This is a genomic window from Brevibacillus nitrificans, assembly GCF_003710965.1.
GTDB classification, from domain to species: Bacteria; Bacillota; Bacilli; order Brevibacillales; family Brevibacillaceae; genus Brevibacillus; species Brevibacillus centrosporus.
The window spans coordinates 1-15,704 of record NZ_RHHU01000028.1; the positions used below are offsets into that span (position 1 = coordinate 1).

Annotated in this window: 18 protein-coding genes, 4 tRNA genes and 1 rRNA gene; 18 read left to right on the forward strand and 5 right to left on the reverse strand. The window is 48.8% G+C overall.

Annotated elements, in window-relative coordinates:
- From EDM59_RS29865 to EDM59_RS29935, 15 genes are all read left to right on the forward strand, one after another.
- Nucleotides 1-308 (forward strand): 23S ribosomal RNA (locus EDM59_RS29865); the annotation flags it as partial.
- A 64-nt stretch (nt 309-372) separates the two neighbouring features.
- Nucleotides 373-449 (forward strand) — tRNA-Asp (locus EDM59_RS29870).
- A gap of 32 nt (nt 450-481) precedes the next feature.
- Nucleotides 482-557, forward strand: a tRNA-Phe gene (locus tag EDM59_RS29875).
- A 5-nt stretch (nt 558-562) separates the two neighbouring features.
- Nucleotides 563-638 (forward strand) — tRNA-Lys (locus tag EDM59_RS29880).
- 38 nt (nt 639-676) lie between these two features.
- Nucleotides 677-752: transfer RNA gene (locus EDM59_RS29885), tRNA-Gly, on the forward strand.
- A 147-nt stretch (nt 753-899) separates the two neighbouring features.
- The gene (locus EDM59_RS29890; protein ID WP_122926924.1) at nt 900-2,543 is read left to right on the forward strand and encodes a tetratricopeptide repeat protein; all 1,644 of its coding nucleotides are present in this window, start codon (nt 900-902) and stop codon (nt 2,541-2,543) included.
- 79 nt (nt 2,544-2,622) lie between these two features.
- Complete coding sequence (gene trxB, locus EDM59_RS29895; RefSeq protein WP_122926925.1) at nt 2,623-3,582, forward strand: thioredoxin-disulfide reductase; 960 nt, start codon at nt 2,623-2,625, stop codon at nt 3,580-3,582.
- Between the two features lie 223 nt (nt 3,583-3,805).
- Nucleotides 3,806-4,687, forward strand: a complete 882-nt coding sequence (rapZ, locus tag EDM59_RS29900) for an RNase adapter RapZ (RefSeq protein ID WP_092275362.1) — start codon at nt 3,806-3,808, stop codon at nt 4,685-4,687.
- Nucleotides 4,688-4,774: 87 nt separating this feature from the next.
- The gene (locus tag EDM59_RS29905; protein WP_122926926.1) at nt 4,775-5,785 is read left to right on the forward strand and encodes a gluconeogenesis factor YvcK family protein; all 1,011 of its coding nucleotides are present in this window, start codon (nt 4,775-4,777) and stop codon (nt 5,783-5,785) included.
- A 6-nt stretch (nt 5,786-5,791) separates the two neighbouring features.
- A complete protein-coding gene (whiA, locus tag EDM59_RS29910; RefSeq protein ID WP_092275356.1) occupies nt 5,792-6,739 on the forward strand; it encodes a DNA-binding protein WhiA in 948 nt (315 codons plus the stop codon).
- Nucleotides 6,740-6,788: 49 nt separating this feature from the next.
- Entirely contained in the window at nt 6,789-7,046 is a 258-nt protein-coding gene (locus EDM59_RS29915) for an HPr family phosphocarrier protein (protein ID WP_055745544.1), read from the forward strand.
- Nucleotides 7,047-7,180: 134 nt separating this feature from the next.
- A complete protein-coding gene (locus EDM59_RS29920) occupies nt 7,181-7,366 on the forward strand; it encodes a hypothetical protein (protein ID WP_092275353.1) in 186 nt (61 codons plus the stop codon).
- Between the two features lie 33 nt (nt 7,367-7,399).
- Entirely contained in the window at nt 7,400-7,588 is a 189-nt protein-coding gene (locus EDM59_RS29925) for an H-type small acid-soluble spore protein (protein ID WP_122926927.1), read from the forward strand.
- 142 nt (nt 7,589-7,730) lie between these two features.
- Nucleotides 7,731-8,057, forward strand: a complete 327-nt coding sequence (locus EDM59_RS29930) for an antibiotic biosynthesis monooxygenase (protein ID WP_122926928.1) — start codon at nt 7,731-7,733, stop codon at nt 8,055-8,057.
- Nucleotides 8,054-8,800, forward strand: a complete 747-nt coding sequence (locus EDM59_RS29935) for a metallophosphoesterase family protein (RefSeq protein WP_122926929.1) — start codon at nt 8,054-8,056, stop codon at nt 8,798-8,800. Before EDM59_RS29930 ends, EDM59_RS29935 begins: the two co-directional genes overlap by 4 nt.
- A gap of 53 nt (nt 8,801-8,853) precedes the next feature.
- Here the strand turns inward: EDM59_RS29935 and clpP are convergent, their stop codons facing one another.
- Complete coding sequence (gene clpP / locus EDM59_RS29940; protein WP_174769314.1) at nt 8,854-9,450, reverse strand: ATP-dependent Clp endopeptidase proteolytic subunit ClpP; 597 nt, start codon at nt 9,448-9,450, stop codon at nt 8,854-8,856.
- 137 nt (nt 9,451-9,587) lie between these two features.
- Nucleotides 9,588-9,803, reverse strand: coding sequence for a hypothetical protein (locus EDM59_RS29945; protein ID WP_122927009.1), 216 nt, complete (start codon nt 9,801-9,803; stop codon nt 9,588-9,590).
- 248 nt (nt 9,804-10,051) lie between these two features.
- Here EDM59_RS29945 and EDM59_RS29950 point away from each other — a divergent pair, with 248 nt between their 5' ends.
- Entirely contained in the window at nt 10,052-10,513 is a 462-nt protein-coding gene (locus EDM59_RS29950) for a copper amine oxidase N-terminal domain-containing protein (protein ID WP_122926930.1), read from the forward strand.
- Nucleotides 10,514-10,888: 375 nt separating this feature from the next.
- Complete coding sequence (locus EDM59_RS29955; RefSeq protein ID WP_092275331.1) at nt 10,889-12,118, forward strand: branched-chain amino acid ABC transporter substrate-binding protein; 1,230 nt, start codon at nt 10,889-10,891, stop codon at nt 12,116-12,118.
- Between the two features lie 279 nt (nt 12,119-12,397).
- Here EDM59_RS29955 and EDM59_RS29960 read toward each other — a convergent pair whose 3' ends face one another.
- Both EDM59_RS29960 and EDM59_RS29965 read right to left on the reverse strand, forming a co-directional pair.
- Nucleotides 12,398-12,532 carry a DUF4023 domain-containing protein gene (locus tag EDM59_RS29960; protein ID WP_122926931.1) on the reverse strand — a complete coding sequence of 45 codons (135 nt, stop codon included), beginning with the start codon at nt 12,530-12,532 and terminating at the stop codon, nt 12,398-12,400.
- 40 nt (nt 12,533-12,572) lie between these two features.
- Entirely contained in the window at nt 12,573-14,450 is a 1,878-nt protein-coding gene (locus tag EDM59_RS29965) for a PAS domain-containing sensor histidine kinase (RefSeq protein ID WP_122926932.1), read from the reverse strand.
- Between the two features lie 211 nt (nt 14,451-14,661).
- Between EDM59_RS29965 and EDM59_RS31270 the strand changes: the two genes are divergently transcribed.
- The gene (locus tag EDM59_RS31270; protein ID WP_175530592.1) at nt 14,662-14,814 is read left to right on the forward strand and encodes a hypothetical protein; all 153 of its coding nucleotides are present in this window, start codon (nt 14,662-14,664) and stop codon (nt 14,812-14,814) included.
- A 163-nt stretch (nt 14,815-14,977) separates the two neighbouring features.
- Here EDM59_RS31270 and EDM59_RS29970 read toward each other — a convergent pair whose 3' ends face one another.
- Complete coding sequence (locus EDM59_RS29970; RefSeq protein ID WP_122926933.1) at nt 14,978-15,541, reverse strand: TetR/AcrR family transcriptional regulator; 564 nt, start codon at nt 15,539-15,541, stop codon at nt 14,978-14,980.
- Between the last annotated feature and the right edge of the window lie 163 nt (nt 15,542-15,704).

Genomic DNA, 15,704 nt, shown 5'->3' on the forward strand with positions numbered 1-15,704 from the left:
GTCGTGTGACAGTTCGGTCCCTGACTGTCGCGGGCGTAGGAAGGTGGAGGAGAGCTGTCCTTAGGACGAGAGGACCGGGATGGACGCACCGCTGGTGCACCAGTTGTCACGCCAGTGGCACAGCTGGGTAGCTATGTGCGGACGGGATAAGCGCTGAAAGCATCTAAGCGTGAAGCCCCCTCCAAGATGAGACTTCCCACAGCGTAAGCTGGTAAGACCCCTCATAGACGATGAGGTTGATAGGTTCGGTGTGGAAGCGTGGTAACACGTGGAGCTGACGAATACTAATCGGTCGAGGACTTATCCACACACTCTTAGCAAACATGCGTATTCAGTTTTGAAGGAATGACAGTAGTCAATATCCTTTTCCACGGAGCTGTGGTGAAGTTGGAGTTCACGCCGGTCTGTCACACCGGAGGTCGCGGGTTCGAGTCCCGTCAGCTCCGCCATTTCTAAATGGCATAAAACGGAATATACGTATGGCTCGGTAGCTCAGTCGGTAGAGCAGAGGACTGAAAATCCTCGTGTCGGCGGTTCGATTCCGTCCCGAGCCACCATGTACGAGCCATTAGCTCAGTTGGTAGAGCATCTGACTTTTAATCAGAGGGTCGAAGGTTCGAGTCCTTCATGGCTCACCAGTTTTTACCTTAATTGAATAAAGAAAATGTTACCACATGCGGACGTAGCTCAATTGGTAGAGCGTCGCCTTGCCAAGGCGAAGGTCGAGGGTTCGAGACCCTTCGTCCGCTCCATTCTTGTCTGTAAACACCACTGGCTCCATAGCAAGTGGTGTTTTCCTGCTTTTAGGCACAAAACACTTACAAGACGAGTCAGCTTGTAGGGCGCGAGCGCATCTGGTACGATACTTGGAGTGCTTCTCCTACGATGTTGGAGGTTCTATGAAACATAACAAGAGTATTTTGAAGAAAACAACCGTCGTTGACTTTAAGCAAGATGCCGCTTTTTTTGTGGATCGTGGCACGCGCTTTTTAAATCGGTATGACTATGAAAAAGCATTGCGTTCCTTTCGCCGAGCGATTGAGCTTGAGCCTGCCAACGCTGAGTGCCATTGCCATCTGGCCAGCGCACTCGCTGAGACAGGACAGTTTGAAGCCTCAAATGATGTTCTCTATGAGGTGATAGAAAAATGGGATACGTCCATGTCGGAAGTTTACTTCTACATGGCTAACAACTACGCCAATCTGGAAGATTATCAGATGGCGGAAGAAATGGCTGTTCGCTACCTTCAGGAGGATGGCAACGGACCATACCGTGAGGATGCAGAGGAGCTTTTAGACTACATCTATTTTGAGCTCGATATGCCGCCGCGTCATTTTCAGCCGAGCGAGAACGAAGACGTCTACAGCAAGCACGAGCGTGCACGCCGCAGTCTGGAAGAAGGCCGCTTTTTGGAAGCACTGGACACCTTAAAGGAAATCGTGGAAAATGACCCGTCCTTTCTCCCAGCCTGGAACAATTTGTCGCTTGCTTATTATTACGTAGGCGATTTTCAGCAGTCCATGAAGACGATCGAGAAAACGCTGGAAATGGAACAAGGCAACCTCCACGCCCTGTGCAATTTGGCGGTGTTGCTTTCCCATCACAATCATACGACCGAATTGATTGCGCTGATGGACATGCTGAAAAAGGTTGTGCCCTTCCATCCGGAAAACACGTATAAGCTGGCAACTACCATGGGGGTTCTTGGGCAGCACGAAGAGGCGTACTTCCACTACCAGCGCATCCTGAAGGCAGGCCGTCCACATGAAGCATGTACGTATCATTACGCTGCGATCTCTGCCTATTTGAGCGGACGAAAAGACCAAGCGCTGCGCTGGTGGCAAAAAGCAAAGCAAATGGATCCGGAAGCCGGTGTCGCAGATCAATACATTCAGATGGTAAAAAGCGAGCAAGAAGGGGAAACTATAAAACCGATCCCTTATCAATACAACCCGACACAGCGGGAAGTCTCGTGGGAGCAAGCCACGTTTAACGGCGTTGAAGATTTCAAGACCGATCCCATGATTCGCGCTTCGCTGCTGTGGGCGCTGCAGCATGGCAGAGATGAAGTGAAGTTTGCTGTACTGCAGACGCTGTCGATGATTGGTGATGACGAAGCGGAAACAGCGGTTCGCCAGTTTTACCACTCGACCGACAACCAGCAGCTTCAGAAGCTGGCTCTGCTGGCTTTGGCGGATATGGGAGCTGCAATGCCACAGGATGCTCCAAACCCAGTAGAAAAGGCAGATGCAAGCCCACAGGATGTGGAGAGTGTCGAAGAGGGAATTCGCCTCTATTTGTTCGAGGAAGGTCAGGAAGCTGCCGGGAATTGGTGCCTCCAGTTCTGGGCGGAGCATCAGAAGTACGTGGTCAATCATGTACAAGTGCGGAAATCAATCGCATGGGTCGCTGCATTAGAATATGTATACGGAACGGTGAGTCAGCAGAAGAAATCGCAAGCCTATCTTGCTGAAAAGTACGGGGTTTCTATTTCTACTGTAGCGAAGTGCGTCAAAGTGCTGTCGAAGCTTGATTTTAAATAGATTCTTACATTATAATAAGTATAAATAAGAAACAAGAAATGAGCAAAGACAAACCTGCTTGACGAAGGAGGCATCCTATATGAGTGACCAAAAAATTTATGATGTAATTATCGCCGGTGCTGGCCCTGCCGGTATGACGGCTGCTGTATACACTTCTCGTGCGAATATGAGCACCCTGATGCTGGAGCGCGGTATCCCTGGTGGCCAAATGGCGAACACAGAAGAGATCGAGAACTACCCAGGCTTCACCTCTATTCTCGGTCCGGATCTGTCGACCAAAATGTTCGAGCACGCCCAACAGTTCGGTGCGGAATACGCATACGGAGAAATCAAGGAAATCCGTGACGAAGCACCGTACAAACGGGTTGTTACGGGAGATAAAGAATACTTGGCTAAATCCGTAATCATTGCGACAGGCGCTGAGCATCGTCTGTTGGGTGCTCCGGGTGAAAAAGAGCTGTCTGGCCGCGGCGTATCGTATTGCGCAGTGTGTGACGGTGCTTTCTTCCGCAACAAAGAGCTGGTTGTTGTAGGGGGCGGTGACTCTGCAGTTGAAGAAGCGGTGTTCCTGACTCGCTTTGCTACCAAAGTGACCATTATCCACCGACGTGACCAGTTCCGTGCGCAAAAAATCCTGCAAAAACGCGCGTTCGAAAATGAAAAAATCGAAGTCATCTGGGATACACAGGTGAAAGAAATTCGTGGAGAAGGCAAAGTGCAATCCGTTTTGCTGGAAAACTTGAAAACCGGTGAGCAAAGTGAATTCGCTACGGATGGTGTATTCATTTATGTAGGGATGGATCCACTGACGGAAAGCGTACGCCCGCTGGGAATTACAAACGACGCTGGCTACGTTTTGACCGATGAAAAAATGAACACCAAAGTAAAAGGTGTATTTGCAGCAGGGGACGTTCGTGAAAAATTGCTGCGCCAAGTCGTGACAGCAACAGGCGACGGTTCCATTGCCGCTCAATCGGCTCAACACTACGTGGAAGAACTGAATGAAGCATTAAAGGAACAAAATGTCACAATCTCTTAACCTGGTTGTAACATAGGTGAAATAATTGGGAGTTATGATTAACTCAATGAATTGACCCCCTTATCTATATAAACAATTGTTGCGTGGCTGGTACTCAGTCGCGCATCTTTTTTGTGTATAAGGGCTTGTTCCCTTGTTGGGAAAAGCGGGGAAACTCCCAAAAAGGTGCGAATGGGCCGGTCAATATGGTATGCTATTGTCAGAATCGTAGGAGGCGAGTTGCGTGACAGAATTGGGAAACGATAAGGCCATTAATCTGCTGATCATTACGGGAATGTCAGGTGCAGGAAAAACGGTTGCGGTACAAAGCTTGGAGGACCTGGGCTACTTTTGCGTAGACAACCTACCGCCAGTACTGATTCCTAAATTCGCTGAACTGGTCAAACAGTCCGGTGGAAGTATTGAGCGGGTTGCGTTGGTAATCGATTTGCGTGGGCGGGAGTTCTTTGAGAGCTTGTCAGTCACGATCGAAAGCCTGAACCAGATGAGCGGACTTTCGTACCATATTCTCTACCTCGATGCGAGTGATACCACGTTGGTGTCCAGATACAAGGAAACACGTCGTCGCCACCCGTTGTCGCCAAACGGTTCGCCATTGGAAGGAATTCATGCTGAACGACGCCTGCTGCAGGAAATGAAGGGCTGGGCGCATCAGATTATTGATACAAGTCAAATGAAACCTGCCCAGCTGCGGGAAAAAATTATTAACCAATACGGTCAGCAAGGGTCACCGCTTACGATCAACGTACTCTCGTTCGGGTTTAAATACGGCACACCGATCGATGCCGACTTGATGTTTGATGTGCGGTTTTTACCGAACCCGCACTATGTAGAAGACCTTCGTCCCAAAACCGGTTGTGATCCGGAAGTGGCGGAATACGTGATGAAGCACAAAGAAACACAAGAGTTTATCGAGAAGCTGGTCGACTTTTTGTCCTACACACTGCCGCATTATCAGCGCGAAGGGAAAAGTCAGCTGGTGATTGGGATTGGCTGTACGGGAGGGAAGCACCGTTCCGTAGCGATTGCGGAGCATCTGGGTGAGACCTTCGGCAAAGATTTTACCGTACGGGTTAGTCATCGAGACATGGAAAAGAACAAGTGAGCATAGGATGGCAGGAAGATAAAGGGGATCGTTCCCGCTAAGAGCCAGGCCATGTGTTTGTGTGCAATAGGAATAATGAGGTGACATATGCCTACTAAGGGAATGGGGAGGCTGCAGGCAAGGCAGTTGCGTCTTGTCGTAATCGGCGGAGGTACGGGTCTGTCCGTTTTGTTACGAGGGCTGAAGCACGAGCCTGTGCATATAACTGCAATTGTGACAGTAGCCGATGATGGGGGAAGCTCTGGTCGATTGCGCGAGGAAATGGATATGCTCCCGCCAGGAGATATTCGAAACGTTTTGACGGCTCTGGCCGATACAGAACCATTGATGGAAAAAGTGATGCAGTATCGTTTTTCCGCAGGCACGGGATTAGCTGGGCATAATTTGGGAAATCTATTACTTGCCGCGATGAACGAGATCACGGGGGACTTCGTTACGGCTGTGAAAACATTGAGCGGAGTTCTGGCGGTTCGAGGGGATGTTTTACCCGCGTCGACACAGTCGATTCGTCTCGTCGCGGAAATGACAGACGGGTCGTACGTGGTAGGAGAGTCGCAGATTCCCCTGACTGGCAAGGAAATCAAACGAGTCTTTCTCGACCCGGAGGATGCAGTCCCCCTGGCAGATGCTCTGTCAGCGATCGCTGAAGCAGATGCGATCTTGATTGGGCCGGGAAGCTTGTACACGAGCATCCTGCCCAATTTGCTGGTTCGAGGATTGTTTGACGCTATCAAAAGCTCGACGGCTCCGAAGATTTACATCTGCAACGTGATGACACAGCCTGGGGAGACGGATGGGTTTACGGCTTCCAAGCATGTCAACGTCATGTATGAGCACGTCGATGGACCATTTTTAGATACGATTATTGTCAATTCAGCAGAGCTGCCAGCCTATGTATTGGATAAGTATGCGGAAAAGGGAGCAGCTCCTGTCCCATGTGATCTGAAAAAGCTGCGACAGCTAGGACTACAGGTTGTCGCCAAGCCGCTGGTCACATTTGAGGACGGCTATCTGCGACACGATGCACTGGCAGTAAGTAAACAAGTGGTTGCACTCGTCAAGCGCAGGCGAAAGGTGCTGAAGATAGAGAAGGAGTGAGGGTCGATGTCATTCGCCGCGCAGACCAAAAAAGAATTAACGATGCAGGAGGGTGCTGACTGTTGCAGCAAAGCGGAGCTGTCTGCCTTGATTCGCATGAACGGCAGCCTTCAGTTCGGCGCAGGACGGTTCGTACTCGATGTCACAACGGAAAACGCGGCGATTGCGAGACGGATTTACACCTTGATCAAAAGGCTGTTCCAGATTCACGCCGAGTTATTAGTCCGGAAAAAAATGCGCTTGAAGAAGAACAATGTGTACATCGTAAGGATACCCAATAAGGCGAACGAAATTTTGCAGGATTTGGGCATCATGGATTCGAGCCTCTCGTTTCTCTCGGGTGTGGCGCCAGACATTGTGAAGAAATCATGCTGCCGCGCAGCGTATTTGCGCGGCGCTTTTCTGGCAGGGGGTTCGGTCAATCATCCGGAGGCGTCCAGCTATCATTTGGAGATTTTTACGGCCTATCAGGATTTTTGTGAGGCATTGACCAAGATCGCCAATCGGTATAAACTAAATGCCAAGTGCATCGAGCGGAAAAAAGGGTATGTTCTCTACATTAAAGAAGGCGAAAAGATTACGGAGTTCTTGAGTTTGATTGGAGCTCACCAGGCACTTCTCTATTTCGAGGACGTACGAATCGTCAAGGATATGCGCAACTCGGTGAATCGCTTGCATAACTGCGAGATAGCCAATATTAACAAGACGGTCAATGCAGCGACGCAGCAACTGGAGAATATTCAGCTCATCGATCAGGAAATGGGCTTGGAGAATTTGCCAAAACGCCTGCGAGAGGTAGCGGAGCTGAGGATGGCTCATCCCGATATTAACTTAAAGGAATTGGGTGAGATGCTGCCTAGCGGAGTTGTCAGCAAATCGGGAGTCAATCACCGCCTGCGAAAAATTAACGAAATCGCTGACAAATTACGAGAAAAACAAAATATTTCGATGTAGATGCATGATATACTAAAGGATAATAGTCTCTAGAGAAGGAGGTCCATTCATGGTTCAACAGCAGGTAGTGGTCCAATTGAAAACCGGTTTGCAGGCACGTCCGGCAGCCTTTTTCGTGCAGGAGGCCAACCGTTTTGCTTCGGAAGTGTTCGTAGAAAAGGAAAATAAGAAAGTGAACGCGAAAAGCATCATGGGTATCATGAGCCTCGCGATCAGTTCGGGTACGGAAATCACCATTTTGGCAGAAGGGCCGGATGCCTCCCAGGCAGTAACGAGTCTTGCCAAGCTAGTAAGCAAAGAAGAATAGTAGTAGAGCAGAAGACACTTTCCACGTGGGAGGTGTCTTTTTTTGGATGGATCGGATTTAGCGGTTTTTGCGTCATTTTTTGCCTCGTTGGGACATGCTAATCCATGTGAAAAACTCAACAAGGGGGAACGAAAATGACCAATCGCGATACGTGCCAAGACAGCTGCAATGAAGGCCGCGACTCCTATGACATGGATATTGACCGCATGATTAACGAGGGCTTGGGTGGAGGGCTAGTCACCGATCAGAATGGATTGATCGAGGAGACGAGTGTCGACACAATGACCGGTGCTACTGCAGCCAAGCAAGCGCTTGAATAACTACGGGGAAGTCATGATCAGGAGGGAAGCAGAATGGATTTGACACGTGCGCAGGAGATTGTTCACTCCAGCGAAAAAATCGTGGTGCACTACAAGGGAGATTCCGTATGGATTGACGAGCTGGATGAGTCAACGCAAACGGCTCGCATCCATACCGAACGAAATCCTGCCAGCAGCTTGAGAGTACAAGTAGGTCAGCTGGAGGAAAAACGAGATCTGTGACCAGTAGACAAACCGGGCGTTCAGTGGAGAAAAATCCCATGCGCTCGGTTTTTTTCGCTACTATCAACTGGCAGTCATTTGACAATGAAAAATAGGGTCAAATATACTTTTCAGTAAGAAGATACATAGGGAGGGGATTGGCATGTTTGTACAGGTTCGAAAAACGGTTGTAACAGAAGGAAATGCAGATAAAGTAGTCGATCGATTCAGTGGAGAGGGACTAGTCGAAAAGCAGGAAGGCTTCATTGACTCGACCGTTCTCGTAAAAAAGGTCAGTCGTGGAGACGAAGAGGTCATGGTGATCGTCCGCTGGGAGTCAGAGGCTCACTGGAAGCAATGGGAGAAGAGTGACGCTCATATCGCTGGACACAAAGCGAATCTCGGAAAGCCGAAGCCTGAATATATCGTAAGTTCGGAAGCTGCTCTCTATGAGGTGAAGTCTGTGAAAAAGGCGGCCAGCGAATCATGACCGCAAAAGGGATTGCGATCCTCTCAGACGTGCATAGCAACGTATTTGCTCTGGATGCGGTACTGGCTGATCTGGAAAAGAGAGAAATTGATATGATTGTAAACCTGGGAGATGTGCTATTTGGGCCGATATGTCCTCTGGAGACGGCAGAGAGACTCATGGCCAAGCAGAATGTCATTTCAATCATGGGAAATTGCGATCGGATTTTGTTGGAGGAGCAAAGCGAGTCCTTGACATTTCAGCAAGTGAAGCCGTTGCTTACCGATGCGCACCTGGAATGGATCCGTACGTTTCGGAAGACGTGGGTCTACGAAGACATCCTCTTTTGCCACGGAACGCCTTTTTCAGATGATATGTATCTGCTGGAGGAGGTCACGGAAAACGGAGCAGCCAACAGAGAGCTTCAAGCGGTTGTGGAGCAGCTCAAGCACCTCGACCAACGTGTCATTGTCTGTGGGCATACGCATCTGCCAAAGAGCGTGCAGCTGCCAGATGGCAAGCTTGTCATGAATCCGGGCAGTGTCGGTTTTCCCGCTTATTACGAGGAAGAGCCGTATCCCCACGCGATGGAGTCCTTGTCTCCACATGCGAAATACGCGATATTGTGGCGAACCACGCATGGCTGGAGGGCGGAGCAAATCATGGTTCCCTATGATTGGGAGCAGGCTAGCCGAATTGCAGAAGAAAAGGGCAGACCTGATTACAGCTACGCTATACGTACGGGATACGCCTACATACCGTAACCTATAAGAAAAACACCCAGCCACTCGGGCGGGTGTTTTTTCATTCGGAAAGCTTATTTTTTCGAAGAAGGCTCGGAAGTGATCACTTTATCGATCAGTCCGTATTCAACTGCATCAGCAGCACTGAGGAAGTTGTCGCGATCTGTATCCTTCTGAATGCGCTCCAGAGGCTGGCCGGTACGCTCAGCAAGGATTTGATTCAAGTGGTCACGCATTTTCAAAATACGTTTTGCAGCGATTTCGATGTCGCTCGCTTGACCTTGCGCGCCACCCAAAGGTTGGTGGATCATTACTTCGCTGTTCGGAAGCGCAAAACGCTTGCCTTTTTCACCGGCTGCCAGCAAGAAGGCACCCATCGAAGCTGCCATACCGATACAAATCGTGGAGACAGCAGGCTTGATGAAGTTCATCGTATCGTAAATGGCCATACCGGCTGTAATGGAACCGCCAGGGCTATTGATGTACAGAGAAATATCTTTGTCTGGATCTTCTGCCTGAAGGAACAACAACTGGGCCACCACAATGTTCGCTACCGTATCGTTAATGGGGGTTCCCAGAAAGATGATGCGGTCCTTGAGCAGGCGGGAATAAATATCATAAGCACGTTCACCGCGGTTGGTCTGTTCAATGACAGTAGGGATCAAATTCATGTGCATCTAGTCTTCCTCCTCTCTTTGTAAGAATATCATACACAAAAGGTCAATGAAGGTCAAACACTTAACTGCAAGCCCTCACTACCATGTTTGCCAACTTGCCTACCCTTAAACCTATTGAGCAAAGAAAACATTTATTCTTCGTCCTCTGCCTCGCTTAGTTCCACGGCAAGACGCAGCTTCGCCGTCATCTTTTTCCCGTGAATGATCGTGTATTCGTCGATTTGTTTGGCCTGCAGCTGGTTGATGGCTTCCGCCAAGGACTGCTCGTCCTGATAGGGCTGGATGGTCAGCAGGCATTCCTCGTCGCTTGCTTCCTGGAAAATCAAGAAATAACGCTCTTCTGCCATAAGTACCTCACGTTTATAAGTTATCCACAGTTTTATCCACAGCTTGTGCACAAAAACATTTGTTCGCGGGATATTTTTTTCTACCAAGAAAAATTTGACTGGGTAAATGATTGTTATTGTCCATAGTGTGGGCATGAATGAAGATTCTTCTGCATAGGAAAAGAGTGGTAGAAAAAAGGATTCCGTAAAACAGTCGTCGAAGTTACAAATTTGGAATTTATTTCATTAACAATTGAGGGGTGTTTACCATGCTTCGCAAGCTTTCGGCATTTTTCCTGACAGCAGCGCTCTTGACTGGCAGTGTAGCAGCAACGGCTGCCTTTGCCCAGTCGGCTCCGGTCCAACAGCAAAAAATCAAGGTCAACCTGAACGGAAAGGAGCTTGCTTTCCCGCAGGACATCGTCACGGAAAATGGGGTGGCTTACGTGAACTCCAGCACGCTTGCCATTGCCTTGGGCGGTTCGGCAGCTTGGGATACGATGAGCAAATCGCTTCTGGTGGCAAAAGACAACAAGTACGCGCTGCGCATGTACCAAAACAGCACGTTTGCGTATAAAAACGGCAAGGAAACGAGAGTCCCGTATGCACCGCGTGTAACGACGGGTGCGGTTCTGGTTCCGCTCGTATTCATTGCCCAGGAGCTGGGAGCAAAAGTCAGCTACGATGCGAAAAAGCTTACCTACAGCCTGACGATCGAAATGAAATCGTAGTCAACGAAAGTTTCTGGAGGAATCCTCCGTTGTAGTCGTCTCTGAGCTTCCCTATAATAGAGGCAAAGCACGTGCAACGGAGAGGAGCACCAGATATGCAAGGAAGCACGATTGCCAGCGTAGTCATGATCATTGTTTTTGTGGCAGTGGCCATTTACGTGATGTGCAAAGCGTATTCCCATAAATACAAAGAATAGAAAGTATTTTCCAAATGAAGCCGTTTCCTTATCGGGAAGCGGCTTTTTCTATTTAAATATATAATCATCGTTCATATGGAATAGAAAAATTGTTATTTTAGTTGCAAATTTTCTAATTTATTTTACAATGTAGTAGTAGTTCATAGTTTGTTCGTAAATAAAGAGGGGGATGTTTGCTATGAAAAAACAGAAGACACTGTCAATTCTCGCAGCTACGTTTGCGTTGGGTTCACTCTTGGCTGGCTGTGGTGGAGGTCAAAGTGCTGCTCCACAACAAAGCGGCACATCGGAGCAAAGCAACGGCGGCGGTGCAAGTGCAGGCGGCGCATTGGAAAAGCTGGTAATCGGCGTCGTAGGACCAATGTCGGGCCAATATTCTGACTATGGCAGCACGGCAAAAGCTGGTGCAGAGTACGCACTGAAAGAGAAAGCGGAAGCCTTCAAGAAACTGGGCTTCGACGTGCAGCTATCCGCTCAAGACGACCAGGCTGACCCGAAACAAGGGGTAGCGGTAGCACAAATGCTGATTTCCAACCCAGACGTAGTAGGGGTAGTTGGACATGCGACTACTGGTGCTTCCATTACGGCAGCTGCTCAATACGATCAAGAAAAGCTGGTAATGGTATCTCCATCGGCAACAGGCTCCGACCTGACCGAGCAAGGCAAAAAGATCGTACACCGCATTTGCGCGCGTGACGACCAACAAGGATCCAAAGCAGCAATCTACGCAAAAAATCAGCTGAATATTAAAACAGCTTATCTGATGCATGACAAGCAAGCATACGGCCAAGGTCTGGCTGAAGAAGTGAAAAAGCAATTTGAGAAAGACGGCGTTCAAATCCTGGGCTTCGAAGGCGTAACAGCTGGCGAAAAAGACTACAGCGCAGTGATCAACCAAATCGTTGCGGCAAACCCAGAGATGGTCTACTTCGGAGGCTACTACTCCGATGCAGGGATCATCGTGAAGCAAGCGCGTGAAAAAGGCTTCAAAGGGATCTTCATGGGTGGAGACGGCTACGACTCTGCAGACCTGGTGAAAATCGCAGGGGCTGACAATGCGAACAACGTTGTCTTTACTTCCACGGTTGGCGATGTAGGCGCTACAGAAGACGGCAAGAAGTGGATCTCCGACTTCGAAAGCTCGACTGGCAACAAAGTAGGGATCTTTACTTCCTTTGGTTATGACTCCATGGGTGTTATGCTGAATGGTCTGGAAGAAGCAATCAAAGCAAACGGCGGCAAAAAGCCTTCCCGTGAGCAAGTGCTGGAAGCTGTTCACAAAACAAAAGACTACAAAGGTAAATTCGTAAACGTAACCTTCGACGATAAAGGCGACAACACATTTGCATCCGTATACGTGTACAAATACGAGAACGGACAAAAAGTATTCATCGGCGAAGCGAAATAACGACTTAGGTGCGTAGACGTTTTGGGACATACTACGTTTGGCATGACAACCTTAAGCCCGAGCAAAGGAAGGGATTCGAATGTCAAACAATCGCAACACCCAAAACGGCGGCAACCAAGGTCACAGCGGTAAGAATCAAAAGAGCCAGAACCAAAAGTCTGAGCGAGACCGCAACCTGAACAAGCAGGATCCGCAGTAATTGCAGCAAAGGAAAAGCCCACCTGTTGAGCTGAGTGCTCGAGGGTGGGCTTTCGTCTGCATGCGGGACAGGAGCAGCGACTATACGCGCTGCTTGTTCGGCAAGCGTTGTTCGGGGTGATTGTACCCTTGATGCTGCTTGTTCTTGAGGTCTTTGGCTTGCGCTTCGTGGATTTTGGCCACAAACTCACTTGTACTCATTTTCGTAAAATCCATGGATGGCACACCTCCCATTGCCCTAAGGAATCGTACCTTGTTAGGATGACCCAATGTCATCGTCGACAATCGGCAGGGTGATTTTTACGACGGTTCCCTGATTTTTTTTGCTGGTGATTTGAAAGGTGCCATTGTGATCCTTGATGATTTTGTTACTGATCATCAGGCCAAGACCCGTTCCCTTTTCTTTGGTCGTGAAAAACGGCTCGCCCAGCTTGGACAATAATTCCTCGGGTACCCCACAACCGTTGTCAGCCAGTCTGACCAAGACGTGACGATTGGGCAGCAAGCGGGTAGAGATACGGATTTCCCCCTGGCCTTGACTTGCGATGGCCTCGATCGAGTTTTTTATAATGTTGATAAATACTTGTTTCAGCTGATTTTCTTCACCAGCGATAGGGGGGCATTTGCCAAAGGAGGTCTGGAACCGTATATTTTTCAGGTTGGCCTCCGAGGCGAGCAATGCCAGCAGGTTTTGCATCAGAACCACGAGGGAAATCGGCTTGATCTGCAGATTCTGCGGTTTGGACAAGATCAGCAGCTCACTGACGATGAGATTGATTCGCTCGAGCTCGGATAGCATGATGTCGGCGTACAGCTTGTTGTCCTGCAGAGTCGGATACAGCAGCTGAATAAAGCCCTTTAGAGAGGTCAAGGGATTGCGGATCTCATGGGCGATTCCTGCCGCCAGCTCTCCGATGACGGAAAGCTTTTCTGCTTTGCGCAAAAGCTCTTCATTGTTTCGGCGCTCGGTAATATCGCGGGATACCAAGATGAAGCCGTCGCATTCATTATCCTTGGTCATGATCGGTACCCCTTTGGATTCTAAGACAATCCACTTGCCGTTCTCACATTGATAGCGGAATTCGTACGTTCCTGCTTTTTGATAATGGATCAACTGGTTGAAATGCTTGATGAAAAGATCGCGGTCATCGGGATGTACGCGCTCCAGCGTCACTTGTGACATGAGCTTACGGCGCCCCAGCACTCGTTCATGTGAGGGCGACAGGTACAGGATTTCTCCCTGTTTATCGGTAATCATGATGAAATCGTCGGTGTGCTCGAGGATGATCCTGTTTTTCTCTTCGCTTCGGAGCAGGGCAGCCTCGGAATACTTTCGTTCCGTTACGTTGCGTGCGACGAACATGATGTTTTCCACCTGTCCCTGATCATCGAGGATGGGGAAGCCGCGTGTGTCAAACACAATGGGTGAACCGTCTCTGCTTAGGGAGCGAACTTCAAACTGGACTTGCTGCTTGGTTGCCATGATTTGCTGGTGGCAAGCTCGCATAAGAGGCATGTCGTCAGGATGAACGAGCAGCAATCGACTTGAGGACTGGAACTCCATATGCGAATAACCGAGATGCTGCTCGACAGATGGTGAGATATAAATGCGTTCCATGGCGGGATTGAAAATCGTAATAATGTCTTGGGTATGATCGATCAGCAGGCGATATTTGGTCTCGCTCTGCTTCAAGGCTTCTTCGACTTTTTTGCGATCCGAAATATCGCGAGCGGTGCAAGCAGAACCGATAATGGTCCCATGCTCGTCGAAAATGGGGACAATCGTCAGGTTCACATCCATCAGGGATCCGTCTTTGCGCTGGCGAACGGTTTCGAAATTGGTGATTTGTACCCCCATTGTGCGTACTGCGTCAAAGAGCTGATGGGCTTCCACCTTCAGATCCCCCGGGATGAAACAATAGGGTGTTTCCTTTAGATCGTCCATTGTCCATCCGTAATTGTGTTCAAAAGCTTGATTGATCAAGATGAGCGTGTTGTCCATATCACTGAATGAAATCGCATCCGTCGTGTAGTGAAAAAAGGCACGAAGAAGCTGATCGGAAAGCCGTTGCGTGGATAATTGCTTTTTGGATCTCTTCCTTTTCCATGAAAAGGAGGAAGTGAGCTTGTCCATTGTTGGTTCCCTGCCTTGTCAGTGGGGTGGTGTAATGCACTGTGATGGATGATGTCGTAACTATTCGCTTTGAAGAGGTCTTTTTCCTATCGCCAAGGACGGAATTATCGAGAGTGATTTGAAATTCACGAGATTGGATTAAATAAGTAACATCCTGCAGCGTAGAAATCAGGTATAATGAAGAGAAATAGAAAGACAGGGGGGATTGTGGATGACAACGGGTTTTCTTGTAGTGGTGGTCATTATATTCGTTCTAATTATCGGAAGCACCCTCTGGGTCACGAATAAAGCTTACTCCCGCAAGTCGGAGCGGATCGATCCGTTACCGGGTAAAGAGGGTATTCAGAAAGAATTGGATCAATAGCTTTCACATATAGAAGCCTGCGGCCGCTGCTGCAGGCTTTTTCCAACGTATAAGAATTTATAAGCGTAATGCTTATGAATTCTGGAGCGCATGAAAACTTTCCACTAAAACGCGGTCGCTCCTCCTTGAGCAGGCCTCGATAGAGGTTTTCTTATTGCAACGTTTACAGCAAGACCCGCATCGAGCTAGTCAGCTGGAAGGCGAGTTGTCCGATTTCCTCCGGTGTCTCGCGAAACTCGCGCAAAGTCCACTCGGTTAGCAAGACGTGCAGGGTGGAGGAAAGAGAGCGTTGGGCATAGTAATCCAGTCCTTCCAGAGGAAATGGCTTCTTTGCCTCCGAGTCAGGCTGGACGAGCTCAGAAATGACGTATTCCAGGCTTCGAAAGATGATTTGCCTGATTTTCCGGTCCCGGTTGTTAATGTTGGTTACAAGGGAGGCAGGCGCATGCTCCTTCCACATGCGAAACAACGAGATAAACATAGTTTCGTCCAGAACATTGGGCTCATCTGCTTTCAGCCAGAACTCCGCATAAAGCTGGCATAAATAGTCAAACAAAATATCATCTTTATCTTGGTAATTGCGATAAAAGGTCTGTCTTGCCAGACCAGCCTTGCGCGCAATTTCGGTAATGGAGAGCTGGGAGTAAGGGGTGTTTTCCATTAACTGGAGCAGTGCCAGGATGATCCATTCTCTTGATTGCTGAGATCGAGTGGGCTGGGTAACCATGGTAGAGTGACAAATCCTTTCGTTTGTCTATTTTCCCTCTGATTTGCGTGAAATCATTTGAAAACGAGGGAAATCTATATTAGTGTTACAATTGTAACATTTGATCTGCCGCATGCGCATCGGGAGAACAGAGGAGGGGGCAGGGATGTCGGGACAGGATGTT